25 protein-coding genes are annotated in these 17,013 nt (G+C 65.9%); 14 read left to right on the top strand and 11 right to left on the bottom strand.

Features of this window, described 5'->3' with window-relative positions; all coding sequences use genetic code 11:
- Positions 1 to 79: 79 nt before the first annotated feature.
- Together leuC and leuD are read left to right on the top strand one after the other, a co-directional pair.
- Positions 80 to 1,495 carry a 3-isopropylmalate dehydratase large subunit gene (leuC, locus tag ACO1BU_RS15160; RefSeq protein WP_424136801.1) on the top strand — a complete coding sequence of 472 codons (1,416 nt, stop codon included), beginning with the start codon at positions 80 to 82 and terminating at the stop codon, positions 1,493 to 1,495.
- A complete protein-coding gene (leuD, locus tag ACO1BU_RS15155; protein ID WP_424136800.1) occupies positions 1,495 to 2,121 on the top strand; it encodes a 3-isopropylmalate dehydratase small subunit in 627 nt (208 codons plus the stop codon). Before leuC ends, leuD begins: the two co-directional genes overlap by 1 nt.
- 21 nt (positions 2,122 to 2,142) lie before the next feature.
- On the opposite strand, the gene ACO1BU_RS15150 is transcribed toward leuD, so the two are convergent.
- Positions 2,143 to 3,402 carry an MFS transporter gene (locus tag ACO1BU_RS15150; protein WP_424136799.1) on the bottom strand — a complete coding sequence of 420 codons (1,260 nt, stop codon included), beginning with the start codon at positions 3,400 to 3,402 and terminating at the stop codon, positions 2,143 to 2,145.
- Between the two features lie 297 nt (positions 3,403 to 3,699).
- Entirely contained in the window at positions 3,700 to 3,864 is a 165-nt protein-coding gene (locus ACO1BU_RS15145) for a hypothetical protein (RefSeq protein ID WP_424136798.1), read from the bottom strand.
- 265 nt (positions 3,865 to 4,129) lie between these two features.
- Here ACO1BU_RS15145 and ACO1BU_RS15140 point away from each other — a divergent pair, with 265 nt between their 5' ends.
- Positions 4,130 to 4,384, top strand: coding sequence for a GlsB/YeaQ/YmgE family stress response membrane protein (locus ACO1BU_RS15140; RefSeq protein WP_424136797.1), 255 nt, complete (start codon positions 4,130 to 4,132; stop codon positions 4,382 to 4,384).
- A gap of 49 nt (positions 4,385 to 4,433) precedes the next feature.
- Here ACO1BU_RS15140 and ACO1BU_RS15135 read toward each other — a convergent pair whose 3' ends face one another.
- Complete coding sequence (locus tag ACO1BU_RS15135) at positions 4,434 to 4,631, bottom strand: hypothetical protein (protein WP_424136796.1); 198 nt, start codon at positions 4,629 to 4,631, stop codon at positions 4,434 to 4,436.
- 161 nt (positions 4,632 to 4,792) lie between these two features.
- On the opposite strand from ACO1BU_RS15135, the gene ACO1BU_RS15130 reads away from it, so the two are divergent.
- Both ACO1BU_RS15130 and ACO1BU_RS15125 read left to right on the top strand, forming a co-directional pair.
- Positions 4,793 to 5,218: a DUF4267 domain-containing protein gene (locus ACO1BU_RS15130; RefSeq protein ID WP_424136795.1), complete on the top strand. Its 426-nt coding sequence runs from the start codon at positions 4,793 to 4,795 to the stop codon at positions 5,216 to 5,218.
- Between the two features lie 497 nt (positions 5,219 to 5,715).
- Positions 5,716 to 6,048 (top strand): hypothetical protein, encoded by a 333-nt coding sequence (locus tag ACO1BU_RS15125; protein WP_424136794.1) that lies wholly within the window; start codon positions 5,716 to 5,718, stop codon positions 6,046 to 6,048.
- 5 nt (positions 6,049 to 6,053) lie between these two features.
- Here the strand turns inward: ACO1BU_RS15125 and ACO1BU_RS15120 are convergent, their stop codons facing one another.
- Positions 6,054 to 6,296 carry a hypothetical protein gene (locus ACO1BU_RS15120; RefSeq protein WP_424136793.1) on the bottom strand — a complete coding sequence of 81 codons (243 nt, stop codon included), beginning with the start codon at positions 6,294 to 6,296 and terminating at the stop codon, positions 6,054 to 6,056.
- A 165-nt stretch (positions 6,297 to 6,461) separates the two neighbouring features.
- Here ACO1BU_RS15120 and ACO1BU_RS15115 point away from each other — a divergent pair, with 165 nt between their 5' ends.
- The gene (locus tag ACO1BU_RS15115) at positions 6,462 to 6,743 is read left to right on the top strand and encodes a hypothetical protein (RefSeq protein WP_424136792.1); all 282 of its coding nucleotides are present in this window, start codon (positions 6,462 to 6,464) and stop codon (positions 6,741 to 6,743) included.
- A 491-nt stretch (positions 6,744 to 7,234) separates the two neighbouring features.
- Here the strand turns inward: ACO1BU_RS15115 and ACO1BU_RS15110 are convergent, their stop codons facing one another.
- Positions 7,235 to 7,471 (bottom strand): DUF6894 family protein, encoded by a 237-nt coding sequence (locus ACO1BU_RS15110; RefSeq protein ID WP_424136791.1) that lies wholly within the window; start codon positions 7,469 to 7,471, stop codon positions 7,235 to 7,237.
- 94 nt (positions 7,472 to 7,565) lie between these two features.
- Positions 7,566 to 7,829 (bottom strand): hypothetical protein, encoded by a 264-nt coding sequence (locus tag ACO1BU_RS15105; RefSeq protein ID WP_424136790.1) that lies wholly within the window; start codon positions 7,827 to 7,829, stop codon positions 7,566 to 7,568.
- 385 nt (positions 7,830 to 8,214) lie between these two features.
- Here ACO1BU_RS15105 and ACO1BU_RS15100 point away from each other — a divergent pair, with 385 nt between their 5' ends.
- The 6 genes from ACO1BU_RS15100 to ACO1BU_RS15075 all read left to right on the top strand — a co-directional run bounded on the left by ACO1BU_RS15100 (position 8,215) and on the right by ACO1BU_RS15075 (position 10,832).
- A complete protein-coding gene (locus tag ACO1BU_RS15100; RefSeq protein WP_424136789.1) occupies positions 8,215 to 8,565 on the top strand; it encodes a hypothetical protein in 351 nt (116 codons plus the stop codon).
- A 96-nt stretch (positions 8,566 to 8,661) separates the two neighbouring features.
- Positions 8,662 to 8,928 (top strand): hypothetical protein, encoded by a 267-nt coding sequence (locus ACO1BU_RS15095; protein WP_424136788.1) that lies wholly within the window; start codon positions 8,662 to 8,664, stop codon positions 8,926 to 8,928.
- 492 nt (positions 8,929 to 9,420) lie between these two features.
- Positions 9,421 to 9,555 (top strand): hypothetical protein, encoded by a 135-nt coding sequence (locus ACO1BU_RS15090; protein WP_424136787.1) that lies wholly within the window; start codon positions 9,421 to 9,423, stop codon positions 9,553 to 9,555.
- The gene (locus tag ACO1BU_RS15085) at positions 9,552 to 9,752 is read left to right on the top strand and encodes a hypothetical protein (protein ID WP_424136786.1); all 201 of its coding nucleotides are present in this window, start codon (positions 9,552 to 9,554) and stop codon (positions 9,750 to 9,752) included. Before ACO1BU_RS15090 ends, ACO1BU_RS15085 begins: the two co-directional genes overlap by 4 nt.
- Positions 9,749 to 9,991, top strand: a complete 243-nt coding sequence (locus tag ACO1BU_RS15080; RefSeq protein ID WP_424136785.1) for a hypothetical protein — start codon at positions 9,749 to 9,751, stop codon at positions 9,989 to 9,991. Before ACO1BU_RS15085 ends, ACO1BU_RS15080 begins: the two co-directional genes overlap by 4 nt.
- A gap of 511 nt (positions 9,992 to 10,502) precedes the next feature.
- Entirely contained in the window at positions 10,503 to 10,832 is a 330-nt protein-coding gene (locus tag ACO1BU_RS15075; protein ID WP_424136784.1) for a hypothetical protein, read from the top strand.
- Positions 10,833 to 12,809: 1,977 nt separating this feature from the next.
- On the opposite strand, the gene ACO1BU_RS15070 is transcribed toward ACO1BU_RS15075, so the two are convergent.
- The 5 genes from ACO1BU_RS15070 to ACO1BU_RS15050 all read right to left on the bottom strand — a co-directional run bounded on the left by ACO1BU_RS15070 (position 12,810) and on the right by ACO1BU_RS15050 (position 16,161).
- Entirely contained in the window at positions 12,810 to 12,992 is a 183-nt protein-coding gene (locus tag ACO1BU_RS15070; RefSeq protein WP_424136783.1) for a hypothetical protein, read from the bottom strand.
- Positions 12,993 to 13,370: 378 nt separating this feature from the next.
- Positions 13,371 to 13,916, bottom strand: coding sequence for a hypothetical protein (locus tag ACO1BU_RS15065; RefSeq protein ID WP_424136782.1), 546 nt, complete (start codon positions 13,914 to 13,916; stop codon positions 13,371 to 13,373).
- On the bottom strand, positions 13,916 to 15,268 hold the full coding sequence (locus tag ACO1BU_RS15060) for a pectate lyase family protein (RefSeq protein ID WP_424136781.1): 1,353 nt from the start codon (positions 15,266 to 15,268) through the stop codon (positions 13,916 to 13,918). Before ACO1BU_RS15060 ends, ACO1BU_RS15065 begins: the two co-directional genes overlap by 1 nt.
- A complete protein-coding gene (lysC, locus tag ACO1BU_RS15055; RefSeq protein WP_424136780.1) occupies positions 15,265 to 15,570 on the bottom strand; it encodes an Rz1-like lysis system protein LysC in 306 nt (101 codons plus the stop codon). The genes ACO1BU_RS15060 and lysC overlap by 4 nt, the downstream gene beginning before the upstream one ends.
- Positions 15,571 to 15,822: 252 nt before the next feature.
- Positions 15,823 to 16,161, bottom strand: a complete 339-nt coding sequence (locus ACO1BU_RS15050) for a hypothetical protein (protein ID WP_424136779.1) — start codon at positions 16,159 to 16,161, stop codon at positions 15,823 to 15,825.
- 100 nt (positions 16,162 to 16,261) lie between these two features.
- On the opposite strand from ACO1BU_RS15050, the gene ACO1BU_RS15045 reads away from it, so the two are divergent.
- Entirely contained in the window at positions 16,262 to 16,471 is a 210-nt protein-coding gene (locus tag ACO1BU_RS15045) for a hypothetical protein (protein ID WP_424136778.1), read from the top strand.
- Between the two features lie 145 nt (positions 16,472 to 16,616).
- Positions 16,617 to 16,826, top strand: coding sequence for a hypothetical protein (locus ACO1BU_RS15040; RefSeq protein WP_424136777.1), 210 nt, complete (start codon positions 16,617 to 16,619; stop codon positions 16,824 to 16,826).
- The last annotated feature ends 187 nt before the right edge of the window (positions 16,827 to 17,013 follow it).

Below are 17,013 nucleotides of genomic sequence, written 5' to 3'. Positions count from 1 at the left end.
TGTCTAGGATATAGAACAGGAAGATTGCAACAGGCCTGTCCCACGCTTATCGTTCCGGCCGTATCGGGAGGAATGGCAGATGGCCGGGCAGGCGCCGCGCACGCTGTTCGACAAGATCTGGGACGGGCACGTCATCCTGACGCGCGAGGATGGGCAGGCCCTGCTGTGGATCGACCGGCATTTCTTCCATGAAGGCTCGCACCATGCCTTCAACCAGCTCCGCGCGCGGCGCGCGGGCGTGGCACGACCCAACCTCAATATCGGCGTGGCCGACCACTATGTGCCGACGCGCGGCCGCGGCGCCCCGATCGCCGACGAGACGCTGCGGCGCATGGTGGACCAGCTCTCCGACAATGCCGCGCAGCACGGGCTGCGGCTGTTCGGGCTGGACGATCCGGGCCAGGGCATTGTGCATGTGGTGGGGCCTGAACAGGGCCTGACCCTGCCGGGGCTGACCATTGTCTGCGGCGACAGCCACACTTCCACACACGGGGCCTTCGGTGCCCTCGCCTTCGGCATTGGCGCCTCCGAGGTCGCGCATGTGCTGATGACCCAGACGATCTGGCAGCGTCGGCCACGCCGTATGCGCGTGTCGGTGGAAGGCGCGCTTGGCGCCGGGATCGGCGCGAAGGATATGGCGCTCTCTATCATCGCGCGGATCGGCGCCGGTGGCGCACAGGGGCATGCGGTGGAATATGCGGGTTCCGCCGTGCGCGTCCTTTCGATGGAGGGGCGGCTGACGCTGTGCAATCTCTCCATCGAATGCGGCGCGCGTTGCGGCATGGTGGCGCCCGATTCGACGACGCTGGATTTCCTGCGCGGCCGTTCCTTCGCGCCGAAGGGCGCTGATTTCGACCGCGCGGCGGAGGCTTGGCTTGAGCTGCCCGGCGATCCCGATGCGGCATTCGACCGCGAGGTGACACTGGACGCCTCCGAGATCGTGCCGGTCGTCACCTGGGGCGTGAGCCCGGAGGACGCGCTGCCCGTCACCGCCACCCTGCCCGATCCCGACCGTGCCGCCGATCCCGCGCGCGCCGCGCAGATCCGGGACGGGCTGGACTATATGGGCCTGCGCCCCGGGCAGAAGCTCTCCGACATCCCGGTGGACCGCGTCTTCATCGGTTCCTGCACCAACAGCCGGATCGAGGATCTGCGCGCCGCCGCCGCCGTGCTGGCGGGGCGCCGCGCGCGGGTGCCCGGCCTTGTTTCCCCGGGATCGACACCGGTGAAGCGCCAGGCGGAGGAAGAAGGGCTGGACCGCATCTTCCGCGAGGCCGGACTGGAATGGGCGGAATCCGGCTGCTCCATGTGCGTCGGCATGAATGGCGATCTCGTCGCGGCGGGCGAGCGCTGCGCCTCCACCACCAACCGCAACTTCAAGGGCCGCCAGGGCAAGGGCGCGCGGACGCATCTGATGTCCCCCGCCATGGTCGCCGCCGCGGCGGTCACCGGCCATCTGACCGATGTGCGCCCGCTGCTGGAGGGCCGCGCCTGATGCAACCCTTCCGTATCCTGACCGCCACCGCCTGTCCGCTGCCCATGGCCAATGTGGACACGGATCAGCTCATCCCCGCACGATTCATGAGCCGCCCGCGCAGCGCCGGCTATGGCGATTTCCTGCTGCATGACCTGCGCTTCGGCCCGGACGGCGCGCCGCGGCCGGATTTCCCCCTGAACCGGCCGGAGCGGGCGGGCAGCGGCATCCTGGTGGCACGCCGCAATTTCGGCAGCGGCTCGTCGCGGGAAGCGGCGGCCTATGCGCTGGTGGATCACGGCATCCGCTGCGTGCTGGCGCCGAGCTTCGGCGACATCTTCAGCAGCAACGCCATCAATAACGGGCTGTTGCCGGCACGGCTGGAGGAGGACGCCATCGAGGCGTTGCTCGCCTGGCTGGAAGCGGGCGGCCAGCAGGTCACGGTCGATCTGGAGGCGTGCAGCGTCTCGGCCGGGGAACTGCGCTGGGCGTTCAGCATCGATCCGGTGTGGCGGACCAAGCTGCTGAACGGCTGGAGCGATGTGGATCTGACCCTCAGCCATGCTGAGGCCATTGATGCCTTTGCCCGGGCTGATCAGGCACATCGCCCCTGGGCCTGGCTGCCGGAAGGCACCGCCACGCATTGATGCCGGCAGGGCATTGCAGCGCTATTCCGGCTCCGCCTCCCGCACCGTCGCGAAGATCAGCGCGCCAACGGCCAGGAAGACCAGGATCGTTGCCATGCCCGCGCGCTGGCTGCCGGTGGCCGCCGTCACGGCCGCCAGCGCGGCGGGGCCGATGAAGCCGGTAATCCGGCCGGACACGGCGAACAGTCCGAAATGCGCCGCGAGTTCCCCGGGCGGCGCGATGCGGGCCATGAAGGCACGGCTGGCTGCCTGGGCCGGACCGAAAAACAGGCCAAGCGTCAGGGCGAAGATCCAGAACCAGGTCACGCTTTCCGCCAGCAGCAGCGCCGCACCCAGCACCACCATGGCGGCCAGTGCCAGGAGGACGGTGGTGCGGGAACCGATGCGGTCCTCCACCAGCGCGAAGCCGGCGGCGCCAAGACCCGCCGTGACGTTCATGGCGATGCCAAAAATCAGGATCTGGTCGAGGCCCATGCCGAAGGCGCCGGCCGCATAGATGGCGCCGAAGGCAAAGAGCGTGTTCAGCCCGTCGGTATAGAAAAGCCGCGCCAGCAAGAAGCGGCCAAGACGCGGGGCGCGGGGCAGCGCACGCAGCAGCCCCGCGATCTCGGCCAGGCCGCGCGCTGCACTCTCACCCCAGCCAGGACGCGGGCCGCGCGGGTCCGGCAGAGCAAGCAGGAGAGGCAGCGCGAAGACCATCATCCACAGAGCGGCCAGCACCGCGGTGGCACGCACATGCTCGGCCGAAGCGCGATCCAGCCCGAGCGGCGATGGGTCTGGCCTGATCAGCAGCAGGAGGCAGAGGGCGAGGCAGGTCAGGCCACCGGCATAGCCGAGCCCCCAGCCCAGGCCGGATACCCGCCCGATCTTCTCCGGCGGCGCCACCTGCGGAAGCATGGCGTTGTAGAAGACGGTGGCAATCTCGTAGGCCACGGTCGCTGCGCCGACGCAGGCCAGCAGGAACAGGGTGTTGGCCGGATCGGGCCGCGCGAACCAGACCAGCGCCGTCAGCGCCGCCGCAAGCACGGTGAAAAGGGCGAGCATCAGCCGCCGCCGCCCCCCGGCATCCGCGATCGCGCCGAGCACTGGCGAGAGAATGGCAATGGCGAGCCCTGCCGCCGCCTGCATCCAGCCCCACTGGGCCTGGCCCGTCGCCGGATCCGGCGCAACACCCCGCGCGAAATAGGCGGCGATGACAAAGGTGGAGACGATGGTGGGGAAGGCGCTATTGGCCCAATCATAGAGGGCCCAGGCCAGCACCGGTCGGCCGTTTCGGGTCATGCCGGGGCCTCAGCAATGCGCCAAGGGCGGGCGAAGCGCGGACCACATGGTGGATTCGGGCAATCTGTCCATCGGACCGGCGTAGCATTGCGATGGAGTGGTGGTCAGCCCGGAGCACTCGTCCCGCTGGTTCGGCCCATCACGGCCTGCCGGCCGGGCCGGAACTCATCACAGGCGGAATGGGCCATATGGCAAAAGGCCGTGGGGGGGGGGGGGGCCCCCCCCCCCCCCCCCCCACGGCCCTGGCAGCCTAGGAGGCGGCTTCCGCCCGGTGGCGAAGCCGCCCGCCGGGTCAGATCAACGCACGATGACGGCGGGGCTCGAAGGAGCGGGCGTCATGACGGTTGGCGCGGGCGTGACCACCGTCTGCGGCGGGGGCGGATTCTGCGGGGCCGTGTTCAGCGTGCAGGCAGCCAGGCCAAAAGACGCAGCCACGGCCGCCAGAATGGGAAGTACCTTCATGCGTAACCTCCTTTGTAGGTTTCGACGGGCGTGTAACTGCGGCAGCCCATGAAGGTATCCACGCTTCCTCAATGACAGATTCGTGATGCGATTCCCGGTTGATCGTCCGTCCTGGAGTCACATGCCCCGAGCACCGGGACAGATTGTTGACCGGCGGCAACACGGCATATCCCGCATGTCGTTCCGGTCAGTTACCCCCGCCTTTCGTATGAAACCCTCAACGAAGCCCGGCGCTCCCTTGTCACACCTTTCGGGAGCACGCCCCATGGGCATTATCTGGACCATCATTATCGGCCTGCTGGCAGGCATCGTGGCCAAGTTTCTCATGCCCGGCCGCGATCCCGGTGGCTTCATCATCACCACCATCCTCGGCATCATCGGCGCGCTGGTCGCCACCTATCTCGGCCAGGCGATCGGCTGGTACCGGGCCGGCGAAGGCGCAGGCTTCATCGGCGCGGTGGTTGGCGCGATTATCGTGCTGGCCATCTACCGCATGGTCGCCGGCCGCCGGACCGTGTAACGCAGCGTTCGATGCCTAAGCGGGGGCGGGGCTTTGGCGACATGAGGGCCTAGCCGCGCCCCCGCAACTCCTGCCAGGCGCTGACCGCCTCCTTCGCCCGGGCATGCCAAAAGGCCTGATGGTCGGCCGGCAACCCGCCCCAGAGTTCTTGCAGCGCAGGGCCTTCCGCCTCGACGCGCTCAACCGCCTTCCATAGGGCAATTGCTATGCCCTCAGTCCAACGCCGCTCATCGTCATCGGGCGGCATATCGCTGTTCGTCCTTGGACCCAAGAGAGCCCCCTCCGCTGGCGCCGTTGCCGCCAGAGCAGCTTGGGCCGCGTGATTCGCCTATCAAGCCAGTGCCACCACGGGACACGCAGCGTGGAACCGATCTCGCGAATTGGTCATTATCGGGAGTGTCGAAGAGCGTGACGCAGGTGACCCGGGCCGCTTCTCCGGAAGAGGCGCTGCGTGGCGCCGGCGCGGCTGCAGTCCTGGTGCTGGCCGGGATCTTTCTCCTGATCGCGGCGGTGTTTCTTTTCGCGCCGAAGCTGGGAGCGGCCGTGTTCGGCATCCCGACCGAGGAGGCCGGCGGCCTCGATTATGTGCGGGCGCTGGCTCTCCGCGACCTGGCGCTTGGGCTTTACCTTCTCGGGTTGCTCCGCTTCTCCTCCCGTCGCGCCATCGGAATCGTTCTCGCCGCCACGTTGGTGATTCCGGCCGGGGATCTCCTGTTGATCCTGGCGTGGCATGGCCTGTCCTCCCCGGGCTACCTCCTGCTGCATGGGGCGAGTGGGGCTTGCGTTGCTGCGGTCGCGATCCGGCTGCTGCGGCCCCGGCACCGGGCCGGGTAGAGAAACCGGTAGCAGATCCAGAAAAGTGTCCGGATGCCATCGGGCGTCCTTCACCGAAGGACCCAGCAGCGATGGCGGCCACAGAACAGGCACGCCATTTCCGGTGTAGCAGCGAGATGAAGGAAACCAGCCCAGGCGACTGCTTCGCGGCCGGATCTTTGTCTTCAGTGGACAAAAGATGGTGCTGCCAGAGAGGATTGAACTCTCGACCTCTCCCTTACCAAGGGAGTGCACCCTATCCAACACGTTGTTTTACTTCGCTGCGCTCAAGAGAAAACCTCCGCACGTTGCCGCTGTGTTCTAGGTTTTCCGCGTCAGGAGTGAGGATTGCCCAAGGGAGCACTCCCTAAGTTAGGGCACGTACTCTCTGGCAGGAATGCCGCTGGGCCGGCTCCCCTCCCCTGCTGCTTGCGGAAGAACTAGAACATCGAGGGAACATCGGCCATAATCCCGGCGCTCCCCCGGCGACCCTCCCCGGCAGCAACCGAGGATTTCAGATGGCCCAGAAGCGACCGCCCTCCCCCCAGCGCCAGGCCATGACCCGGCTGATGGAGACCATGGCCCGGGGCGCGACGCCCGACCGCATGGTCCGACAGGTCGAGGCCGTAGTGGTCACCCTGCGCGAACAGGGTGACCCAGAGCAGGTCCAGGATTGGCTGGAGGAAATGCGCGACGGGTTCGCCGAGAGCGCCGAGGCCGCGCTGGAGGCCGTGGACGAGGTGGAGAGCACCGAGAAGGCCGCCCGCCGCGCGGCCGAGAATGCAGCTCGCGCTATGGCGGCCTGCCGCGATGCCTTTGCCCGACATCTGGCCGCGCCGGTGGCGGCGTGACCCTGTCAGTGCCGTCTCAGACCGACGAAGCTCCCCTCTTCGTCCTGACCGAGCAGCACCGCTACTTGCTGACCCGAGCCATCCAGCGCGACATCGAGGCCACGATAGCCTTCGCTGCCAGTCTCCGGAGGCACGGGGCCCCGGAGGTCGCGGACGGCTGCGATGATGAGGTTGTCGCGCTGCTCGGCATTGCCGAGGCGTTCGGCCTCGATGTGCACGTAGGAGAGGGGTGACGCCCTGATGCTCACTCTGCGCCCCTCCCCACCAGATCCCGTCACGGCCGAGAAGGGCCGCACCGAGTTGGCCTCCATCTAGGATGGCCTGGATCGGGAGGGACACAGGATGCTGCTTGCCCAGGCGCGCGCCGTCGCCGAGGTCACCGGCCGAGTGCCGCGGCCCGAGGATCGGCGCGCATGACCCCGCCACCGGACGAGCTGGCCCCGGCCGACCCCGCTGACCTGGCCGGCGCCGTGCACTACGCCCTGCGCTTCGGCCTGAACGGCAAGCCGCACGGGAAGAAGATCCGGGAAGACGCTGAGTGGATGGTCCAGCACATCGTGGCCCACCTAGCCCGGGCGAATTTCCACGTGATGGTGGGACCGCCGACGCCGCCGCACTCCACTGGCCGTCTGATGAGCGACACGGACCACACGCGAGGCTGGTCCTGGGGCAATCGGCGCCTTCGCCTGGCGTAGGCACGATAAAAAGAACCCCGCCGGATGATCCTGGCGGGGCCTAGTTCGATCGGAAGACTTAGGATGCATTCAACCTAAGATTGATTGTGCGCTGCACGCAATGCACTCCAGTTGAAGCTTTGTGTAACGTGTTTCATCCGCCGAAAAGCCGCCAACCAGCATCCGCGATGAGCGCCGACTGGCGGCTGAAAACGCAAAAAGCGGCCGGCGATGAGGAATAGGCCTCCTCACCCACCAGCCGCCATGCCCAGCCGGTTAAGCCTAGATGTAGGCACCGACCATCGGCCCGTGGATCTTAGCTCCAATGCCCAGGCACAAAAAAGCGGCCGGGGCTGAGGAGACACCTCACCCGCCGGCCGCTCAGTCTTGCAGGCAGAACACGTTGCAGCGCCCCGGACGATCCCGCAGTGCAATGAGCTTGTGCCGGCCAGGAACACCCGTCACCCCACATTTTCGGCATCTCTCGGCCGGCTGGGAAGAAGGTGGGCGCCCTAGTCGATCCACCTCCCAACCAGCGACAGGGTCGCGGTGTAGATCACCCGTCCAGTCTCGTCCCGCACGTCCACAATGAAGTCACGCCGGTCGCCGTCTGGCGATCGGTCTCGGGCGATGTCGGGAAGGACTGAGAGAGCTTCTTTCCTTGCCGCTTCCCGGTCAGGCAGTTCCGACCCTTCGTCGTCCCGGGTGAGGCGCACGCCATCATGGATATCGAAGAGAAAACGGGGCATGAAGCTGTAACGCTGGCCCGCTCAGTTCGTGCCGCCGAACTTACCCTGCTGGTCGGTGAAACGCGGCTCGTGGCGGGTGGGCTCGGGGAGGAGGTCAGGCATAGCGACCTTCATTCAGCGTATTGAAGGCTTTGCTTTCCTTCCACCCATCGCGCGGCCCAAAGGGTCCAGACGCAGAAAGGCCAAAGCTTACACCTTCCTCGTAGGCAGCCTTTACCAAGGCCTGAAGGCGCGCCACCTGGATCCAGGCAGCTCGCTCACTCTCGGGAGCGTCCTGCCATGGGACCTCTGGGAAGTCGCTGCCAAGATAAAGGTTCCGAAGCTGGAGGGCTTCGTCTTCGAGAGGAGCCTCGTTCATCCCTTACAATCCCCGACCCACGCGGCCGGCGCCAGGGGTTCACGAGACGAGGTCCGCCGAGCCCAGTGCCCGCTTGACCTGCCCCCACTCGAACCGCTCCGGGGTCGGGTTCGCGCAGCTGCGCTCCGATCTGGAGGGGTGTTGCAAGAATTGAAACGCTTCAAGGCTCGCCGGCCTTCTCGTTTCTCGCGCGGCGTTGTGCCAGATAGCCGTCGCTCACACTCTGGGCGGAGGTTTACTGGAGACCGAAATGCCGCTCTGGCGCCTCGTTCCGGCCGCTGCTCTGGCGCCCTTTCTGCTCGCTGTTTCGGCCATCGCGCAGGCCCCCTGTGCACGGCAGGACCAACTGGACGCCCTCAACGTCTGCGGCCTTCGGAGTTACCTGATGAGCATCGCAACATTCTGCGGCGAACCGGACAGGTTCGCCCAAGCCATCGCGCCGCATGGGGCTGAGATCCGAACCGCCGAACGAACGGTCATCGAGTACATGCATTCGCATGATGCCTTCCGAAGCTACATGGCCCGGCTGACGATAATTCAAATCGAGGAGCTAATGAGGCATGGGCCGGGCGACTGTCCCAAGAGGCTCTCCGTCTTCTCTGAACTGCCTGCGACGCCTGGCCCGGAGGTGCTGGCGGCCCTCGCCACACGTGTAGGAGAGAGCACCCCTTTGAGGATCGGCTCTCATCCGCTTTGCTCCCGGCCGCAGGGCGAGCAACTAAAGCCTGAACCCTAGAACCAGTCAGCCGGTTAAAGATGGTTTACTCGGCGCAACACCGGATAGAGCGCCGCGTTCGCCTCCCGCTGGTACTCCCCGCTTAGGAGATGCACGATGAAGGCCTGTCTCGCCCTTGCCCTCACCGCCGGCCTGATCGCAGGCCCCGCACTTGCCCAATCTCCCAATGCACCAGGTGCCGTCACCACCGCTCCGACGCCACAGCATCCCAGTGGTGTGACCACCGACCGCGGCGCCGGCTCGCCCGGTGCCACCGCCGTGCCAGCGGCGCCTCGCGGCACGGCTGGCGGCCCGCCAAACCCGCAAGCTGGCGAGCCCGGCATCGCGAACCCATCCGGCCAGGGCGGCTCCGGCTCCCAATGACCGCCGCGCAACCTGATCTTTAGAGCAGGTCGGATAATGGTCCGCCGCGCATGGACAGAAGCGATCCAGCGCGGGCCCAGGTGGCGTGGCGAATGAACCGGCGAGCGCAAGGGTGACCCGGCCTCCTCGCTCGCTTGGATCCAGCACGACGGCAGCCATCCTGAAGGAGGTTCGGCGTCTGCTAGGCATGTGGGAACAGCTGACACCCGAGGAGCGGACTATGGCTTCGGCGCTACTTAGGATGCTGGACAAGGAGGCTTCAAATGCGGCCAAGCCTCAGCCAGCCCCGCCTCAAGGAGATCCGGACCCGCTCTCGGTCGTAATTGAGGGGGAGCAGATTATGGCTCTCTGGACGAACCTGCAGCCGGAGAAGCGGCGTGTGGTGCTGGCGCTGGTTAGGGCGATGTCGGAGGGGTAGTGGTGACCGGATACACCGGCACGTCCCAGGCGGAACGAATGCGCCGAGCCCGCATGGCGGCATGGAGCCGACCGATGGCCCACCCACCGAGAGGCGGCCTGCTCGGGGTGCTTGAACTGCTTCGCCACTGGTGGCGCCTGCCGGAACACCGCCGGAGGGAACTGCTGCTCCTGGCACGGGAGATGGACGAGGCCAAGTGGCGGGAATGATGGCGCTGATCCGGGGCCGTAACAGAGCCGGAGCAATGACAAGCCCTCCCGTCGCCGATCTAGAGATCGAAACCAGGATCGTCCCTGCCGTCGTGGAGGTGCAGAACCTTCTAGCCCTCTGGGAGCGGTTGCCAGCGAACAGACGGAGCCTGGTGTTGAAGCTGGTTAAGGCGATCGTGGAGGGGGAGTGGCGGTGACCCTCCATCCCCGCGCGTCCAGTCAGCGCCCTAGCCTGAACGAACGCGCCGAGCTGCTGGACCTATGGGACAGCCTGAGCCCCGACGAACGAGAGATGGTCATGTTCTTCGTCCGGTCCTTGGCCAAGGGAAGCGGCACCTTGGCGCCGGAGTTGGCGGCTTGGTGGAAGAAGCAAAGCCCGGAACAGCACGCTCGTGTTCTGGCGCTGGTCAGGGCGATGACGGAGGAGGAGAGGTGAGCGAAATTGAGAAGCCCAGCGAGGTTGAACGCATAAAGGGGATCGTCGCGGAGCTCGCCGTGTCGCAGGCCGAGGCACTGAATACGCTAGCGGGAGGCCTGATGCATATGGCCAGGCAAACAGGCGGCGAATATTTCAGGTGCGATCCCGCCTTCTATCGGTCGGACCTTGAAGACGCAGCGCGCTCCGTCTTGCGGGCGTCTGACGAGCTCTTGCGGGCTGCCCCGCAGCTGGTTGGGACCGACCTCGGACCGATGAGGTTGACCCGCGGACGGACCTCGGTCCCGGCTGTCTCCGACGCCAAGCCGCAAGGTTGATCGCCCTATACGGCCCGATTACACTCGCCCACGATTTCGTGAGAACAGAGGACCCGGCGATGCTGCCGCGACGTCTAGCTCCGGCTGCCATTCTGATCGCCTGCCTCCTGGCTAGCTCAGCCCCGGCTTGGGCCCACTGTGCCCAGCGGGAGGAAAGGGAGGCTCTGAAGGTCAGCCTGCTCCGGGCATACCTGATGAACATCGCGATGTTCTGCAACGAACCGGGCCGGCTGCCCGTGGCCCTCGCGCCGCATATGCCGGAGATACGCGCTACGAAGCAGCTCAGCATCCAGCACTTCGGCTCGGCCGAGGACTTCCGGAACTACATCGCTACGCGGACGAAGCGACAGATCGAGGAGCTTTCAAGGGTTGGACCGCGCGCATGCCCCGCGGCGCTCTCCATCTTCGATCGGCTGCCTTCAGAGCCTGCTCCGGGTGCGTTGGCCTCATTCGCTGGCCGGCCGGACGTAGTTGTCTCGCTACAGCAGGGCACTCACCCGCTTTGCCCCCCGGAGCAGGAGTAGCGCGTCCATCCCTCTGGCTGAGCGCCCCAGGTCGTCCTAAGGCACCACGTGGGCGAACAGCCATATCGCCGCGAAAGCCAATGCTGACCCGATCAACGCAGTAACGGCGCACGCGATTAGGACCTCCCGCCGGGCCCGGCGTACGTCCCTGTATAGTTCCGTTGCCATGCCCGCGAGATAACACAACCGTGAGTTGGGGGACAGCCCCGTTCTACTACCGCGCCGCCGGCCGCAGGTTCACCCCAGAGCCGGCCTCTGGCGTCTCACCTTGGCCCACTGCTTTCCTTAGGGGATGCCTGCCCCGGAACCTTGTAAGAGTGTTCGATGCGCTCAGCCTGTTCGAGGCAGCGTCGGGCCATGTCCTTCAACATTTCCTGGTCTGAAGGTAGGCTGATCTGGTCCGCCACCCTCAAACACATAGCTGCTTCCTCGCGAAGCTTCCGCGCCTCGTCCAGGATCATTGCTCTCGGCCTCAGTACGGGTAGCCTTAACGCCACCGTCAGAGCCTCTGTTCCGTGGAGCTAGCCCAAAATGCGCGTCAGTCAGCGCATCCAGCCCTATCCCTGCCCACCGGGACAAGTTTTGACCTCGCCACCATCACACAGAATTCTGCTACGCCAGCCGCAGATGCTCGCGAGCCAGGGCCAGGATCTTCTCCATGAGCTACAGCAGATCGTTCGCCAGTTCGGCGACATCTGCATGACCATTCCGAATTAGCTGGACCACGATCTCGGCCTGCCGCTCCATCCGTGCCTCTCCGTCGCGGACGTGTCGTTCTGCCTGCTCTAGGGGGCTTTCGGCAGGGTTTATGCTGCTGGGTTCTGCAGGCTCACTCAGCGCCCTCCTCTTCCAACATGTCGCAGTGCTCCCGCGACATCGCGAGAGCACCTCGGGGGCTCTTAAGCAAAAGAAGAGACGAGGCGCTCTCGACTGAAACGATGCCCCAGTCCACAGACTGGAGTTGCCGTTCTAACTCAGCCGAGCGGGCTTCTGCTTTCTGCAACCGGCGCCTTGCATCCGCAAGCGCCACCTCTCTCCTACCCACAAGGGGCTTCCGACAGGACAGCCTCCCGCCGGCACACGCCGGGGCCTTCGGTCGCCTCTTCGCCGAAGATCACTCCCGCGGCTTCCAAAGCGGCGCGGATGGCGGCGATCGTAGACGGACGCATTAACCCGCGGCGGCCTTCGAACCTTCTTACCGACGAACCACTGACTGACGACTGCGCAGCTAGCCGCTCCGGCTTCCAATCAAGCAGTTCTCTCGCTCGGCGACATTGTTCCGGCGTCACGGGCGGCTCCTTGGACCATCCACGGTTCGCGCTCAGCCGTTGCTGAGGCGGCCGCCGTGGCCGTGTCGTACAGGGGAGCAACCCCAAGGGGACAGGCTTGCGGAGCCTGCCTCCAGGCCCGCCACAGCTTCCGCACTTAACTTACGTTAAACCTCAGCGCCTCATAGACACGTTCCGTTCATTCCGGAATGCGCGCCATCCCGCTTTTTCCGGGGATGTCCCTCCGATGCGGTTACTGCCCGAGCCACTTCTGCTCCACCTGGACGCGCTCACGCGAAGCGGTGAGAGCCCGCTCCATGACCTCCAAGAGTTCCCGGGCTCGCCGGGCAGCGTCGGTTTCAGAAGCGCCAGCACGTATCAACTCGAACAGCAAGCGCTTTTGACGAGCTACTCGCGCTTCAGCCTCCGCCATCTCAATGTGTGCTCGCTCAAGAGAGCGTTCGAGCATTTCTCTGCCCCTGGTTGCTACGGCAAGGTCAAGCTCGGCCGGCAAGACTACCGCTCTGCCGACAGTCTTTTCCGGCCTCCATCAGGGCCGGAGCATTGCGCTTTTACACAACCGTCACGTGCATTTCCAGAGAGACTTCACGCCTGCGTGAGGCGCCTTCGGGCTAGAGCTCTGTTGAGCGAAGCGATCACGCTACCGAACTCCCGCCCCCCCTCTCCACGATGGACTCCCACGCCCCACTCACTCCCCCTTCTCCAGATAGGCTGCCGTCCGCGCGATGGCGGCCTCCGCGGCCGCGTCCCGGCTTTCGGCGCCACCCACCTCCACTTCGAATTCGGTCGGTGCGTCCTCGGAACTCTCTACGACCTCCCAGGTCCACGGCTGGATTGGAAGCGTAGGATCCGCCCAAATGCGGAGGCGCAATTCAAGTCCAGTGCCCCGGCCAAGCTACAGCTTGGTCCAGACGCCCTTCGCTTCCTGGAACCATCCTGGTGGATCGTTGGGGTTATCACTCATTTTCCGACTAGCCTTGGGGAACCCCGCTCGGTCCAGCCTAATAAATCCCGACCTGCGCGGCATCGAGCAGGCTCCAAGCTACTGGGTTCCGCAAGCGCACACCGGGTCCCCCGCCACTGCGCTGATGAATTCGACATTCGCAGCCCAAAGGGCGATGAGGCTGCCGTGGTCGTGTCGTGCAGGGGAGCAACCCCAAGGGGACAGGCTTGCGGGGCCTACCTCCAGGCCCGCCACGGGCAACCTTTAGCAAGCCTATGACAAAGGTTCGAACCGGAAGAGACACGATCAGGTTATTTCGGGCGCTATGGCCCTGCCCAGGGTGTTGGTGCTGAACGACGCCCCCGCACCCGCCACCGCCGCCACTGCCGCACTCCAGAGCTTGGCCCACCTCTCCGAGTGCGGCTTTCCCGGGCGCCAGGTCCTGAGATAGAGCGCCCAGCCCAGCTCCGGCCGATCCACCGCTGGCAGCGGCAGCGGATCCGACCACAGCAGCAGGCGCGCGGCCGCGCAGGCCAGGTGGTCGTTCCAGGTGATCGCCTGCCACACGTCACCTGTGTTCGGCGGCACCACCAGCTCCTTGCAGATGCCCAGCATGAGGGGTCGGAGCCGCTCATGGGTCAGGCAACCCGTCACCATCCCCCCGCCCTTCTCGCCCTGCCAGAAGGAATGCGCTGGCCCGTTGTTGGCCTGGACACGGGCGGTGAAGCCGCTCTCCTGGCCGGCGATGGCAAGCAGCATGACGCGGGCGCGGTCGTCTGACCGCACCCCCATTTCCTCCAGCCAGGACAGCGTCGGGTTGACCGTGAGGCGCAGAAGAAGGGCCGGGGTCATCAGCCGCCGCCCAGCATCTTCACCGCCTGCTCGCGGCCGCGCTTCAGGTAGGAGAGGACCTCCTTCTTGTTCCCGTTCTTGCTGTCCGGCGCCTGCTCCACGGCAGCGGCGAGGGCGTCGAAGGTGACCAGAATATCGGCGTCACCACCCGCCGGGGCTTGGTCCTGCTCGCCCGGTGCGGGCGTCAGGAACGGGCGCAGGGCCTGGAGGGATGCCACGGCCCGGTCGAGCAACTCCCCGGCGTCGACAGGCTGCTCCGTCTCGGGCTGCTCAGGCTCGGCCGGCGTCTCGGGGTCGCTGGGCTGCTCCACCGGATCGGGCTGCTCTTCCACCGGCTGCTGCGGCTGCTCGGGGATGGGCTGGTCTGAGGCGTCGGGCATCGTCACCGCCTTGCCGGGCGGAAGCAGGCCGGCGAACTCGCGCGCGAAGGCGGCGCACTGCTCGCGGGTCCAGTTGGGCATGCGATAGGGCGGGTAGTAGTCCGTCGTGGACTTGCCATCCTGCGCGTTGTCGCTGTCCTGGCCGTTCTCGTCCTTGCCCCAGGTGCAGTCCTGCATGAGGTTGTCGATCAGGTTCCACTTCCCGACCGTCTTGCTCATGTCGCCCATGACGGGGTTCTTGCAGCGGATGAAGGTATTCTTCTCCACCGCGATCTCAGCCCCCATGCGAGCATTCACCACGCTGGTCTCGACGTCCTCAAAGACGTTGCCCCAGACATGGGCCACGCCGTAGCGGACGGAGGGGCAGCGCGAGCCGACGTTCTTCACCAAGTTCAGCGCCGCGGTGAACTCGCGCTTGGCATCTGGCGTGACGTCCGAATCAGAATACCCTTGCAACCAGGCCTTGTGATGGTCGTGGGTGTTGCAGAGGACGATGGCATATTTCTCGGTGCCGCGCTTACCGTCAAAGCAGCCGTCATAGTAGTCTTTGCTCTTCGCCATATCGCCGTAGAGGTCGCAGTGTAGCGCGACGATGCGCTCGCAATCGGTCTCCATGCCGATGGCATCCTTCGGCCCGAGGTTTACTTTGCCGATGGAGAGGTTGAAGAGGATGATGTTCTTCGCGCGCATCATCTTCACGCCGAAGCCTTCCATAGTCTTGGAAGCGCCGTCGCCCATGATCGTGACGTTGGTCGTGTCCTTGATCTCGATCTCGTCCGCGCCGCCGGCGGAGATGGCGCCGGGCAGATAGACGATGACCGGCTCGTCCGCCGGCTTGTCCTTCAGCAGGGCATTCACCTCGGCGGCCGTCTTGCAGGTGACCATGCGGCCACCCTCCCCGCCCGTCGTGCCGCGCGCATAGCCGAAAAAGTGGTCGTAAATGTCGAGGTCGGGAAGCTGGGGAGTGGTCATTCCATTGTCTCCATCACGTGGTCAGGGTTGGTCGGCGCGGCCTGAGCCGCGACCAGGTCGCGCACGCGATCGAGCTTCGCGCGGCAGTCCGCCCCGGCCTCGGCGAGGTCGAGCACCCAACTCGCGAGGTCCGCGTCGTCGGCGCTATCGGGCGGGGGTTCCGGCTGCGGCAGGCAGGCCAGCAGGCCGGCCGGCAGGGAGAGAGGCTGCACCCGCACCTGCGTCACGGGCGCGGCGCAAGCTGCGGACAGCAGCAGCAACAGCAGGGCTGGTGCTGCACGCCGTAGAGGGCGGGCTCGCATAGATGACCTTCCTGGTGGCGGCGATGGCATCGGCGCGCTCGCGGGCGGCCTGGGCGTCCGCGCGCAGGGCTTCCTCGTTGCGCGCGGCGTTGGCCTTCAGCTCGGCCAGGGCCTTCTCGTTCGCAGCCAGGGCTATCCGGGCCGAAGCTGCGTCGGCTTGGGCCCACGCCCGTTCGCCGCGCTCCCAGATCGCCCACGTCGTCAGACCGAGGACGGTCAGCGCGACGGCGCCCCAGCGGACGAGGATGCCGGTCACGCGGCGCTAGCGGGCCTGACCTTGGCCGCCGCCAGCTTCTCCCGGCCCTTGGTGATCAGGGCGCGCAGGACGTCAGCCGAGACGCCACCGAGGTCTTCGATCGTGTCCGGCAGGCGGTTCTGGAGGTTCACCACGGCCTGGTCCATGGTGAGGATCAGGCCGCGTTCCAGCTCGGCTGCCACGGTCTCGGCCGCAGCCGCCAGACGGGCGTTTTGGCTGGCCAGGATCTTCTCCTTCAGCCAGGCGCGGGCCAGCGGGATAAGCAGGCCGCCGGCCGTGGTGATGGCGAGCGCCAGCACACCAGCAGCCGCCTGGGCCACGGGGGTCCAGTCCATCCTTGTTCTCCGATTTATGAGGAAAATCAGGGCCGCCAGACGACGGATTTTATCCTGAGATAATTTCTGACCGGCTCAGCGCCGTTAGACGCGCCGCCCCATGACCAGCACACGACCGGCCTATAAGGCTCGCATCCTGTACCTGGACCAGCTGCTCGACCCGAGAGAGGAAGGGCCAGTATGGACCGCTGTGCAGTATGAGACCGCATCGGGCGACCAGCTGGTTCTGGTCACCCCGGAGCGTGCCCGAGATCTTGACCTGCTCACCGCCTGGTGCCCGGGGCGGCTGGTAGAGATCCCGCCGTCCTAGACGCAGGCGGCGCTCAGCGGGACCGCGCTAGCAGCGCGCTCGGGTATTGCGCCGGGAACACACTCAGTTAGGTAACGACCGTCTGCGCAGTACCTGATCATGATTGTTGATTTACATACAACTCAGAGTTGAAGAACTGTGCGGCATGCCGAGCGAAACGCAGGTCAATCTCTGCTGCATTCTCAGAGTTGAAGAAGTGTTCGACCCCCTGTCAGAGCCGCCGAAGCGCGTCCTACTCGTGTGTCAGACCAAGGATGGAACCGAGCTGGTCAACCTTTCGCCGAAGCAGGCGGCAGAGCTTGGCGTCTCATCGGCCGCCCGGGAGCGCCGCCTGGTGCCCATCCCGCGTCAGTGACCGGCCTCACCCGGCGGTGAATTCGACCTATCGTGCCGGGGACCTTACCTTCCAGTGTCAGTGCAGGCCCGAGAGGAAGCAGCATGTTCGGAACGGGCATCGTGGTGTGGTTTGGCCAGCACCCAATTCCGCTCATCCTGGTAATGTTCTTCTTCTTTGCCGTGATCATGTCCGCGTTTGCTCTTTG

The sequence above is a fragment of the Roseomonas chloroacetimidivorans genome (assembly GCF_049629625.1).
Classification (GTDB): Bacteria; Pseudomonadota; Alphaproteobacteria; order Acetobacterales; family Acetobacteraceae; genus Roseomonas; species Roseomonas chloroacetimidivorans.
This window is presented reverse-complemented; position numbering and strand designations above follow the sequence as displayed.

Excerpts from the sequence above, each read along its gene's own strand:
- ACO1BU_RS15125 (WP_424136794.1), top strand. The coding sequence starts at position 5,716 with ATGGCCCAGAAGCGACCGCCCTCCCCCCAGCGCCAGGCCATGACCCGG.
- ACO1BU_RS15135 (WP_424136796.1), bottom strand. The coding sequence starts at position 4,631 with ATGCCGCCCGATGACGATGAGCGGCGTTGGACTGAGGGCATAGCAATT.
- ACO1BU_RS15140 (WP_424136797.1), top strand. The coding sequence starts at position 4,130 with ATGGGCATTATCTGGACCATCATTATCGGCCTGCTGGCAGGCATCGTG.
- ACO1BU_RS15075 (WP_424136784.1), top strand. The coding sequence starts at position 10,503 with ATGAACATCGCGATGTTCTGCAACGAACCGGGCCGGCTGCCCGTGGCC.
- ACO1BU_RS15095 (WP_424136788.1), top strand. The coding sequence starts at position 8,662 with ATGAAGGCCTGTCTCGCCCTTGCCCTCACCGCCGGCCTGATCGCAGGC.
- ACO1BU_RS15105 (WP_424136790.1), bottom strand. The coding sequence starts at position 7,829 with ATGAACGAGGCTCCTCTCGAAGACGAAGCCCTCCAGCTTCGGAACCTT.
- leuD (WP_424136800.1), top strand. The coding sequence starts at position 1,495 with ATGCAACCCTTCCGTATCCTGACCGCCACCGCCTGTCCGCTGCCCATG.
- ACO1BU_RS15145 (WP_424136798.1), bottom strand. The coding sequence starts at position 3,864 with ATGAAGGTACTTCCCATTCTGGCGGCCGTGGCTGCGTCTTTTGGCCTG.
- ACO1BU_RS15110 (WP_424136791.1), bottom strand. The coding sequence starts at position 7,471 with ATGCCCCGTTTTCTCTTCGATATCCATGATGGCGTGCGCCTCACCCGG.
- ACO1BU_RS15085 (WP_424136786.1), top strand. The coding sequence starts at position 9,552 with ATGATGGCGCTGATCCGGGGCCGTAACAGAGCCGGAGCAATGACAAGC.
- ACO1BU_RS15100 (WP_424136789.1), top strand. The coding sequence starts at position 8,215 with ATGAGCATCGCAACATTCTGCGGCGAACCGGACAGGTTCGCCCAAGCC.
- ACO1BU_RS15090 (WP_424136787.1), top strand. The coding sequence starts at position 9,421 with ATGGCCCACCCACCGAGAGGCGGCCTGCTCGGGGTGCTTGAACTGCTT.
- ACO1BU_RS15150 (WP_424136799.1), bottom strand. The coding sequence starts at position 3,402 with ATGACCCGAAACGGCCGACCGGTGCTGGCCTGGGCCCTCTATGATTGG.
- ACO1BU_RS15050 (WP_424136779.1), bottom strand. The coding sequence starts at position 16,161 with ATGGACTGGACCCCCGTGGCCCAGGCGGCTGCTGGTGTGCTGGCGCTC.
- leuC (WP_424136801.1), top strand. The coding sequence starts at position 80 with ATGGCCGGGCAGGCGCCGCGCACGCTGTTCGACAAGATCTGGGACGGG.
- ACO1BU_RS15115 (WP_424136792.1), top strand. The coding sequence starts at position 6,462 with ATGACCCCGCCACCGGACGAGCTGGCCCCGGCCGACCCCGCTGACCTG.
- ACO1BU_RS15060 (WP_424136781.1), bottom strand. The coding sequence starts at position 15,268 with ATGACCACTCCCCAGCTTCCCGACCTCGACATTTACGACCACTTTTTC.
- ACO1BU_RS15040 (WP_424136777.1), top strand. The coding sequence starts at position 16,617 with ATGCCGAGCGAAACGCAGGTCAATCTCTGCTGCATTCTCAGAGTTGAA.
- ACO1BU_RS15045 (WP_424136778.1), top strand. The coding sequence starts at position 16,262 with ATGACCAGCACACGACCGGCCTATAAGGCTCGCATCCTGTACCTGGAC.
- lysC (WP_424136780.1), bottom strand. The coding sequence starts at position 15,570 with ATGCGAGCCCGCCCTCTACGGCGTGCAGCACCAGCCCTGCTGTTGCTG.
- ACO1BU_RS15065 (WP_424136782.1), bottom strand. The coding sequence starts at position 13,916 with ATGACCCCGGCCCTTCTTCTGCGCCTCACGGTCAACCCGACGCTGTCC.